Source organism: Psychrobacter piechaudii (assembly GCF_900162825.1).
GTDB lineage: Bacteria > Pseudomonadota > Gammaproteobacteria > Pseudomonadales > Moraxellaceae > Psychrobacter > Psychrobacter piechaudii.
The window spans coordinates 1-10,567 of record NZ_FUGE01000223.1; the positions used below are offsets into that span (position 1 = coordinate 1).

The 10,567-nt window shown below is 40.3% G+C and carries 12 protein-coding genes; all 12 read right to left on the reverse strand.

The genetic code is table 11. The features are described from left to right. Positions 1–210, reverse strand: a 210-nt coding sequence (tnpB, locus tag A1019T_RS11695; RefSeq protein ID WP_143514133.1) for an IS66 family insertion sequence element accessory protein TnpB, incomplete at its 3' end; no start/stop codon positions are given. Further along, entirely contained in the window at positions 185–580 is a 396-nt protein-coding gene (gene tnpA / locus A1019T_RS11700; protein ID WP_208608077.1) for an IS66-like element accessory protein TnpA, read from the reverse strand. The genes tnpA and tnpB, both read right to left, overlap by 26 nt. Before the next feature lie 230 nt (positions 581–810). After that, the gene (locus A1019T_RS11705) at positions 811–2,289 is read right to left on the reverse strand and encodes a capsule assembly Wzi family protein (protein ID WP_077451794.1); all 1,479 of its coding nucleotides are present in this window, start codon (positions 2,287–2,289) and stop codon (positions 811–813) included. A gap of 105 nt (positions 2,290–2,394) precedes the next feature. Continuing rightward, positions 2,395–3,597 carry a DegT/DnrJ/EryC1/StrS family aminotransferase gene (locus A1019T_RS11710; RefSeq protein ID WP_077451796.1) on the reverse strand — a complete coding sequence of 401 codons (1,203 nt, stop codon included), beginning with the start codon at positions 3,595–3,597 and terminating at the stop codon, positions 2,395–2,397. Between the two features lie 82 nt (positions 3,598–3,679). Next, positions 3,680–4,330 (reverse strand): acetyltransferase, encoded by a 651-nt coding sequence (locus A1019T_RS11715; RefSeq protein WP_077451798.1) that lies wholly within the window; start codon positions 4,328–4,330, stop codon positions 3,680–3,682. Positions 4,331–4,342: 12 nt separating this feature from the next. Next, complete coding sequence (locus A1019T_RS11720; protein ID WP_077451800.1) at positions 4,343–4,939, reverse strand: sugar transferase; 597 nt, start codon at positions 4,937–4,939, stop codon at positions 4,343–4,345. A gap of 24 nt (positions 4,940–4,963) precedes the next feature. Continuing rightward, the gene (locus A1019T_RS11725) at positions 4,964–6,124 is read right to left on the reverse strand and encodes a glycosyltransferase (protein WP_077451802.1); all 1,161 of its coding nucleotides are present in this window, start codon (positions 6,122–6,124) and stop codon (positions 4,964–4,966) included. Next, a complete protein-coding gene (gene wecB / locus A1019T_RS11730) occupies positions 6,124–7,254 on the reverse strand; it encodes a non-hydrolyzing UDP-N-acetylglucosamine 2-epimerase (protein WP_077451804.1) in 1,131 nt (376 codons plus the stop codon). The genes A1019T_RS11725 and wecB overlap by 1 nt, the downstream gene beginning before the upstream one ends. 10 nt (positions 7,255–7,264) lie before the next feature. Continuing rightward, positions 7,265–8,377 (reverse strand): UDP-2-acetamido-2,6-beta-L-arabino-hexul-4-ose reductase, encoded by a 1,113-nt coding sequence (gene wbjC / locus A1019T_RS11735; RefSeq protein ID WP_077451806.1) that lies wholly within the window; start codon positions 8,375–8,377, stop codon positions 7,265–7,267. Between the two features lie 2 nt (positions 8,378–8,379). After that, positions 8,380–9,417 carry a polysaccharide biosynthesis protein gene (locus A1019T_RS11740; RefSeq protein ID WP_077451808.1) on the reverse strand — a complete coding sequence of 346 codons (1,038 nt, stop codon included), beginning with the start codon at positions 9,415–9,417 and terminating at the stop codon, positions 8,380–8,382. After that, the gene (locus A1019T_RS11745) at positions 9,407–10,171 is read right to left on the reverse strand and encodes a glycosyltransferase family 4 protein (protein WP_208608078.1); all 765 of its coding nucleotides are present in this window, start codon (positions 10,169–10,171) and stop codon (positions 9,407–9,409) included. The genes A1019T_RS11740 and A1019T_RS11745 overlap by 11 nt, the downstream gene beginning before the upstream one ends. 194 nt (positions 10,172–10,365) lie before the next feature. Further along, positions 10,366–10,567: transposase (locus tag A1019T_RS11750; protein WP_143514111.1), on the reverse strand; the 202-nt coding region annotated here is incomplete at its 5' end.

Consider the following 10,567-nt stretch of genomic DNA (forward strand, 5'->3'; position numbering starts at 1 on the left):
ACAAAGCCATACGCCAAGCCCATCATGAATGAATACTTTTAGGCGTGTGCCTGCTTTGTTGTAAAACAGGTAGGCACAGTGAGGGCGAATGCTTTGGTGTTCGGTGAGGATGTGGGCCAGTAGTTTGCCACTGCCACATCGCATGTCCATGGGCGTGGGGATAGCCAGATGTGAGTGATGGGTATCATTGCAGTCCCCGTAGTAGGTCAATCAAGCTTTGAGTGTCTATTTGGGCAATGTTGAGGCTTATCGTCCCAGATGCTCGAGATGTGATTTGCAGTTTGATGTTTTGTATGACGGATGCTGAGCGTAGATGCGCACCTTCAGGCTCAAGATGAATTGGAATAAAGTGCGGGTTTGGATCATGTGACCTGTTTATAGCACCAGGTAATGTGTCAGCTTGAGCATGTGCCCGCTGATACTGGCGTTTCCAGTTATGTAGAAGGTTTTGGTTGATGCCATGCTCTCGAGCGATACTGGCAATTGATTGACCTGAGTCTGTCGCTTCTTTTACTAAAAGCGCTTTAAACTCAGCGCTGTAAGTTCTGCGTTTGGGTTTATTAGGAGATTGTGTTGTCATGTTAGTGTCCACGATTATTTGTTCGTGGACACTATCTCGCATTTTTTAATAGAAAAAAAGATGGGATGGTCGGATGCTTACGCATTTTTTAATAGAAAAAAAGATGGGATGGTCGGATGCTTACAGTCTAGGTCGTAACGCATAAAAAAACCCCATAAGTTGAGTCCAACTTATGGGGTTCAGTTCATTTAGGCTTAGAGCTTTTTTGATATAGAAGGTATAGCTAAGTGTTAGAAGTTAGCAAATTCAACCCCAATACCGCCACCAACATCTGTAGAGTGGATATCAGAATCAGATACCCAAGCACGGCTAGAAATGGTAGTTTTTGGGTTTAGCTGATGTTCCCAAGCGACATCTAATACTGTTAATTTGTCCGAATCTGGAAAAGCACGATTATTCAGATGAGATCTTTTTCCTTCTAAACCTGATTGATTAACTTTAGCGTGCTGCACTTTTGCATTAATAAAGTTTTGATTATTTACCCAAAGTTTACCACCCACTGCAATACTTTCGGTATCTCCGCCTAGAGAATAACCTAATGGGTAACCGTGTTGGTAATAGCCATCGGTATAGTTGCTATGAGTATAAGAAATATCGCGAACTTCACCACTAGTACGGGTATCCGTCCATTCAGTATATAACTGATATGGCATAGAGCCCATATTAGTTGTATTTAAGCTTGATGCGAAATCAGCCCCTGCTAGGTACATATTTTTAGCAGGTAAGCCACCAGCTTCATCCTCACCAATATATTGGCCATAAACACTTACGGGTACATTGACTAAAGGCGCTAAGTTAACGCGAGCATCAAAGCCAGCCAATTGGTTGGCTGGGTCACCTCCATCGCGACCGCCATTATCTTTAGTGCCTTTGATAGCATCCCAAAACGAACTGGCACTTTCAGGTCGACCTTCACCGCCCCACATAAAGGTACGTGAAGCACCGACTTCTAACCAGTCTGTTGGGCTTGCTGTTAGACGCATACCAATTAGTTTGGCATCTTTGGCTGCCTCATAGTCCTCTAATTGACCAGCGAAAAGCTGATAGTGCCAAGGACCGATCCAGTTCAAATAAGGATGGCTTGGTGCTTCTTGTGTATCACGCTGCATAGTGACACCAGTGACAGGCTTGCTAGCGTCACCACGGATAAGACTGCCGTCATGACCTGGTCCCCACCAAGTAGGGATCTGGCCCGCAATGAGCCACTGGTTGGCATATTTACCTGCTAAATACGAACCTTCAAAGCTTAAGTCTTCATCATTAATCATGTCTTTATCTTTGACATTAGCGCGAATATTAACTTCCCAATCTTCTTCACTTAAGCCTACTTGGGCAGCGGCTTGAAAGTTAGCGGTTTTATCATCAGCGAAGCTTTGAGGTAGTTGCTCTCTATCAGTTTGGGCATACGCTGAGACCTTAGTATTAACTAAAGACTTAGGATCTTTACTCAGGGTATAGCGAATAGATTGAACAATTTGCTGTTGTTCAGCAGTACGAATATCTGCATTAGACAAGGCTCTATTAATTTCATTGGCTGTCAGGGGCCAAGTACTGGTGCTGATTTGAATAACGCCTTGCGCTCTTAACCAGTCTAGCTCTGACTTTAAGCTCATGTCATTCATCTGTAAGTTCTGAGCACTAGCTAGTGTACCTACTAAACTTAGGCTTAGTAGTACACTCAGTCTTTTCAAAGTGAAAGTCTTTTTCATAGGGTGGGGCCTTAAGCTATAGGGAGATTTAAAAAGTATCTGGTCGCTCATAATAATGATAATAGTTAAGTAAAGCTACTATTATAGGCTATATAGATAGTTTATCTAAAGGCTATCTATTTTAGAGAATATAGTATTAATAGCCTCAACTGTCTTTTCGATTTCGCTATCTAACAGGGTAGGGTGGACTAAAAACATTAGGCTTGATTCCCCTAGCTGCTTAGCTACAGGCAGTCTTGGCTCTGGACGCAGCCCTGTGTTATCGAAAGCTTTTTCTAAATAAACTTCAGAAGCAGAGCCTGAATAGCAAGGAACACCTATCTCGTTAATTTCGCTGATAATACGATCACGCGACCAGCCTTCAGGTAGGTCTTCGGGTTTTACATAGACATACAGCTTGTAGTAAGCATGAGTACAGTCTTCAAAGCCTGGGGTCTGTTCCATTACAGGAACATTCAAATAGCCCTTTTTTTCCCAAGGCTTGCAAGCATCAAGTATGGCTTGAGCATTTGCAGTACGTTTAGCGGTCCATTCAGCCATACGGGTCAATTGAATACGTCCAATAACCGCTTGCATTTCAGTCAGGCGCCAGTTGGTACCAAAACTCTCGTGCAACCAACGATAGCCAGGTGGGTGCTCGGTTTCATAAACTGCTTTGTAGCTCTTACCGTGGTCTTTATAAGCCCACATCTTACGCCAGAGACTCTCATCATTGGTCGTAACCATGCCACCTTCACCGCCAGTGGTCATAATCTTATCTTGGCAGAAGCTCCAAGCACCAAAGTGACCAATACTACCCACACTACGACCTTTATATTTTGCACCATGTGCTTGAGCACAGTCTTCAATCACATACAAATCATGCTTATCAGCTAATGCCATAATACCGTCCATATCGCATGGCCAACCGGCTAAATGTACACAGACGATGGCGCGAGTTTTGTCTGTGATAACAGCAGCGATGGTGTCAGGTGAGATATTACCGCTGTCGGCATCAATATCTGCAAACACAGGCTTAGCACCAGCGGTAATCACACTTGAGATGCTGGCAATAAAGGTACGCGGCGTCACAATAACTTCATCTTCAGGCTGTAAATCTAAGGTGTGTAGTGTCAAATCAAGTGCTGTGGTACCGTTACTAACTGCAATCGCGTATTTGCTGTCTGCAAATTGAGCAAATTCTTTTTCAAATTCACGGGCTTCAGTACCCGTCCAGTAGTTGACTTTATTAGACAGTAGCACACGACTAACGGCATCGGCTTCTTCCTGAGTGAAGCTAGGCCAAGGTTGGAATAGAGTGTTTAGCATAATAGGTTATACCTTATGAGAACTATAAGGAATACGCAGTATTATTAGGCCTATTCCTCATTTTATGAAACTTGTTAGAAGTCTATTTTTTAACTAAGGGTTTAGCAGGGTTTCCAACGACAACAGCACCGGCAGGTACATCTTTAGTGACTACAGCACCCATACCTACGACAGCCCCGTTTCCTATGATAAGTGGTTTGTCAGGCGTACCTTGCTTTATAATAGCACCTGTTCCAATGTAGGCGTGGTCATGAATATGGATATTACCATTACAGCTAACTCTTGGCGCAAAGGTTACATAATCACCAATAATACAATCGTGAGCTATATAACTATAGATGTTAGCATGAAAGTATTTGCCGACTTTAATATTAGAAGTCAAACAGGTGTGATGACAAATAATACTACCCTCACCAAGTTCTACGTTATCTAAGATAGTAGCGTTATCTGCTTGCACGTCGATGTTTTGAATATCGTCTGCAATGAGCTTATCGGCTAATAGTTGACGTATTTTACTGTCTGCAATAGCAATTGTGATATATTTGTTATGAGTATCACGCTCCAAAAAGTCTTTATAAGTGATGACTTTATATCCATTTAAATCATTTATAGTATCTGCATCATCAATAAATACAAATGCCTCTTTATTTAGGTGAGCATATTGCTTTCTAACTAAAGGCATTACTTCTCTACCAAAACCGCTAGCACCGTAAACACCGATTAGCTTATTCATCACATATCCTTATTAAATTTGATTTCCAGTAAACTTGCTCATTGTGGCTTCGCCTTCAGCACTAATACCATCCTTGATAAGTACTTGTTTAACTGTCTTCGCTAGAATTTTGAAGTCTAGCCACAGTGATTGGTTATCAACATACCAAGTATCGAGGGCAAATTTTTGCTCCCAACTAATCGCATTTCGACCGTTGACTTGAGCATAGCCTGTTACCCCTGGTCGAACATTATGACGACGCGCTTGTTCGCTGTTATACAGAGGCAAGTACTCCATTAGCAGTGGGCGAGGGCCTACTAAGCTCATATCACCTTTTAATACATTCCAGAGCTCAGGCAGCTCATCGAGACTAGTACTGCGTAGTTTTTGACCAAATGGTGTTAGGCGCTCGCTGTCTGGTAAAAGGTTTCCATCTTTATCAGTGGCATCCTTCATGGTTCGAAACTTAATCATTTCAAACGGTTTACCATTTAGGCCTGGTCTAGTTTGCTTAAATAGAACAGGTGAGCCTAAGTCTTTTTTAACTTTATAAGCGGTCACTGCTAACACAGGAGAGAGTGCTACTAATGCAACGCTGCTTGCGGTTATATCTATTAGTCTTTTAAGCATGGCAAATTCTTATATATATATTTATTATACTGATATCTGCTTAAGGATTTCTTCTAGAGCCTTAGCATGATAGGCAGGGGTTAGTTCTTCAAAGAAGCTAAAGTTTATAGCAGTCTCAGATAAAGGTAGCTTTTCTAACTTATGAAATAAATTAGCTAAGGCTTCGGTTTCAGGTTGAATCACATAGCCTAGTTTATTTTCTCTAACCCAGCTAGCAACACTAGTACCTTCACCGCAGATAGCTATAACTTCACAGCCTGAAAATACATAAGAAGAAGACTTACTAGGGAAGGCATAATTAGTAACTTCATCTTCAATAGGCATAAGTCCAAAACTATATTTATGTAATAGCCTTGATGCATCTTGGGCAGACAGAACACCTTTATAAGTGACGTTCTCGTAGGCATCTGCTAGCTGCTTTATATCTTCTTTAAAAATTCCTGCACCTGCAAATACGAAAGGCAGCTTACCACCTTCATCCAAATACTTCTTAATAGCCTCAATTAAAAGAGGGATCCGCTGTAACCTTCCTGCATTACCACAGTATATAAAGCCCTTAATTCGATCAGTCTTAATCTCCGATCCTGTTCCTTGCACAGAAGGATTAGGTAGCAACTTTATGGATAACTCTCTTTGAGCTCTTTTATTAATATAAGATTTCATTTGATCAGTTAAAGTAATGATACAAGAGGCTTTAGCTATTGTTTTAGTGTCAATATAAGATATTAACTGGGTTACTATATTTTTTCTACCAGTAACAATAGAGGTAATCTCTGGATGAATGTCCTGTAGGTGATAAATGTACCTTTTATTAAAGATACTACAGTACCACCGTACAGCCAAAGGCGTAAATACTGGAGGGTTCGTAGCAACGTACACTTGGTCGGGTCTATGCCAAGCTAAACTAGCAAATGTAAATCCAGTAAAGAGTAGAAGCTCACCAATGCGTAGCATTATAGGGCTAGATGAATCAGTCAAAGAGGGTAAGGTAGAGAATATAACATTTTTACCACGGCCAGATTTTTCTAGTAACTTGGGAAAGCTCTTGCTGACCTGAGTAATTACTAGCGAGTCTGATTGCTTACCAAGAGACTCTGCTAATAGTAATAATGCCTCCCCAATAGCAGGATTATCTGGCCAAAAGCTGCGACTCACGATAGCAGTAGTCGGTCTTTTTGTAGCCATTAGTACTTCTTCCAAACAACACGATTGACATAGTCAGTATAGCTCAGAATAATTCTAGCTACTTTCTCACTTACATTTGGCATACTATAATCTTCAACTAAGCGTAAAGTACGCTCAGTACCGCGTAATTGAGACTCTAAGATATCTAGTCCTTGTAAAATACGGTCTGCTTTAAGCCCCACCATCATTACAGCAGCCTCTTCCATGCCTTCTGGGCGCTCATGAGCTTGGCGTAAATTTAGAGCAGGGAAGTTTAAGATAGAGGATTCTTCATTAATAGTCCCACTGTCTGATAAGGCTGCCTTAGCGGATAGTTGCAGCTTATTGTAATCACTAAAACCTAGTGGTTTTAATAATTGAACGAGAGGATTAAACTTAATGTTTAACTCTTCAATACGGTTACGAGTGCGTGGGTGAGTTGATACAATAACAGGATACTGGTATTTGTCTGCAACGGCATTTAGCATTTCGACTAAATCTAAAAAGTTTTTATCCGAGTTAATATTTTCTTCTCTATGGGCACTAACGATAAAGTACTCATTCTCTGTAAGATCTAAAGTCTCTAGGATGTTTGAGGCCTCAATCTTAGCTTTATAATGGTTAAGAACTTCAAACATTGGGCTACCAGTCTTAATAACCAAATCAGCAGGCAAGCCTTCAGCAAGCAAGTAATCACGAGCAATGGTGCTGTAAGTTAAGTTGATATCAGCAGTGTGATCCACGATACGACGATTAATCTCTTCTGGCACTCGCATATCAAAACATCGATTTCCTGCTTCCATGTGGAAAGTTGGTATTTTACGACGTTTAGCAGGCAGAACGGCCATACAGCTATTGGTATCACCAAGCACTAGCAAAGCTTCTGGTTGAACCTCATCTAATACTTTATCAACACCGATAATCACATTACCGATGGTTTCAGCACCCGTAGCACCAGCCGCATTTAAGAAATGGTCGGGTTTGCGTATACCCAAGTCATTAAAAAAGATTTCATTAAGTTCATAATCGTAGTTTTGACCTGTATGAACTAAAATATGATCAAAATACTTGTCACAGGCCTGCATCACCCGAGATAGTCTGATAATTTCTGGGCGGGTACCAACCACTGTCATTAACTTTAACTTATTCATAATATAACTCTTAATCTGTTATTGGCATTGCGTAAGTATCTGGTTTTTCACGATCAAAAATCTCATTGGCCCATAGCATAACGACCATTTCATCATCACCAATATTGGTAATGTCGTGGGTCCAACCAGGAACAGTCTCAACAATTCTTGCTTCTTCGCCTGAAGTTTCTAGCTCATAGTATTCATCAGTAATGACGTGTTTAAACTTGAATAAGGCCTTGCCTTTAATAACAAGAAACTTCTCAGTCTTACTATGATGATAATGACCGCCTCTGGTAATGCCAGGATGTGCAGTAAAGTAAGAGAATTGCCCCGCATCGGGTGTTTTAAGCATCTCTACAAAGACACCACGCTCATCACCGTGTTTTGGAACTGTGTAATCGAACTGGTTAGGTTTTAAAAAGCTTAAATAGGTAGAATATAAAGCTCGAGTAAGTCCAGTACCTACAGGTAGCGTAGTTAAGGTATTGCGCGAATTTTTAAAAGCTTGAAGTGTATCTGCTAACTGACCTACTGTGATTTGATACTCTGGATTGATTAAGAAATACTGATCTGGAGTATAGCTACCTTGTATCATTCTCCAGAAAGTCTCTACCACATCATCAATGTACACTAGACGAATAATTGCCTCAGGATCATTAATTTGAATGGGCAAGTCATTGGCGATATTGTGGCAAAAAGTGGCCACAGCAGAATTATAGTTAGGACGAGACCATTTGCCAAATACATTGGCTAAGCGGCAGATATATACTGGATTCCCATGGCTTTGCTGTAACTCTAATAAGGCTTGCTCACCACCTAACTTGCTTTGACCATAAGCGTTATCGCGCTCTGCCTGAATAGATGAGGATAAAATGATAGGTGTTTTTTTATTACTTTCTATTAGTAGGTTAGCAATCTTTTGGGTTAGGCTAACATTACCCTCTATAAACTCTTGCTCGTTTAAAGGACGATTAACGCCTGCTAAATGCACAATCCAGTCTGCTTTTTCAATAGCATCCGCTAAATCATCATCACTTGACTGACGATTAAAACTTAAAATATTGGTCTCTTGCTGTTCTGATAAAAATTGAATCAGGTTTTTAGCAATAAATCCATTCGAGCCAGTGACTAAAATATTCATGACTATGCCTCCGGGTCAATATAGCGACCTTCAGTCAAGGCGCGTACAAACTCTAACTTTAATAATAGTTTTTTCATACCTTCCACATCTAAACGCTCAGTATTATGCGAGTTGTAGTCCTCAAACTCAGTGATATGCAAATCACCTTCTTCTACATATTTTTCGTAGTTCAGGTCACGCTGGTCAGCAGGGACTTTATAGTAGTACCCTTGGTCAATTGCCACTGCCATCTCTTCACGACTTAGAAGTGCTTCAAAGGCCTTCTCGCCATGACGAGTACCCATAATAACCACGGGATGATCTTTTAGTTTCATTAGATCTTTCAGTGCTTCAGCTAATATCTCAATAGTAGCAGCAGGGGCTTTTTGAACAAATATATCCCCATTCTCACCATGCTCAAACGCATATAGTACTAAATCAACAGCGTCCTCTAGTGTCATCATGAATCGTGTCATATTTGGATCAGTAATGGTCAGAGGCTTGCCTTTTAGAATCTGATCGACAAATAAAGGAATTACTGAGCCACGTGAAGCCATTACGTTACCATAACGAGTACCACAAATGACCGTATCTAGACCTTCTAAATTACGAGACTTAGCCACCATGACTTTTTCCATCATGGCTTTTGAAATCCCCATTGCATTGATAGGGTAGACGGCTTTATCAGTACTTAAGCACACCACACGCTTTACTTTATTTTGGATGGCGGCTTCCAAGACATTTTCAGTACCAATAACGTTAGTTTTCACCGCTTCCATCGGGTGAAATTCACAAGAAGGCACTTGTTTTAATGCCGCTGCGTGATAAATGAAGTCCACACCGCGCGTAGCATTTAATATACTCTGATAATCCCGTACATCACCAATATAAAACTTAAGCTTAGGATTAGAGTATGCTTTACGCATATCGTCCTGTTTTTTTTCATCACGGCTGAAGATACGAATTTCGCCAATATCTGTATCTAAAAATCTTTTTAGTACAGCGTTTCCGAATGAGCCTGTGCCACCGGTTATTAGAAGGGTTTTATTTTTAAATGGCATTATTTATTCCTTTCTTCTTATTATAAGCATAACGAAACATAGTAATATTAGATTCAATAGCGTTACGTTGAGCAAATTTTTGTTTAGCCCACTTGAGTACAGTCTGTCTCATCTCAAGGTGTTCATCTTCTGACATAACGCTTAGCTTATCTATCACCTCGCTAAATACATCTAGATTATCTAAAGGTAAATCCCAACCAATACCTAAGCTTTCTAGATTTCGCCAAGGAGTAGTGTCCGAAATTACTAAAGGTAGTCCTGCACATAATGCTTCAGCAATAACATGACCATAATTCTCACCTTTTGTTGGCATAAAGAAGAAGTCATAAGATGATAATTTAGACACTACCTGGTCAGGGGTTAGCTCTCCTTTATATTGTACAACTATGTTAGGTGGTAGTTCAGCTATAACTTCCTGACATTTTTTCCAATATAATTCATCTTCTATGGGGCCGTATATATCATAGAGTAAAGGCTCTTTAACTTTTTTGAGTATATTTAAGGCTAGGTCTAAGTTTTTCATAGGAGAAATACGAGAAAGGAAAATAGCTTTAGTAGTCTGTTCTCGATTTGGTAAGTTTTCCGCAAACTCCTGCGCTGCAATATCTTCAGCTATAAAAATATCTATTTTAGACCCTAATCCTCTTCTAATGTCCGCAGCTTCGTACTCACTTGAAGCTTGAAACACGATACCATGTGGCAATTTCAAGAGTTTATAAATTTCTATAAAAATTTTCTTCTTTTTAGTTTTCAACTTGAGCGCACCGTCTGAAAACTCTCCTCTTGTACCTAGGACTATTTTTCGCCTTAAAAACTTACTTACCAGTAAAGGGAAAAAAGAGAACTTAGGTGAAAAGAAGCTATTCAAATAAACTATATCGTAATTATCAGTAATTAATAATTTAACCTGAGTTCGGGATAAGAGCTTGCCTAAATCATTGAAACAGCTTAGTTTTTTGCAGCTTGTCCATAAGCCGACACGTTCTTGAGTGTCGGCTTAAAGGGAAACCAACAGTAAGCAATGAGTCCTGCTAAAAGATTAGCAGCGAAACCTGTGAAGCTTCGATGCCTTGAGTGTTCAATCTGACACAGGTTTTTAAGCTCATCAAAGACAGTTTCAATTAAAGAGCGTCCGTTAAGTAACGCCTCA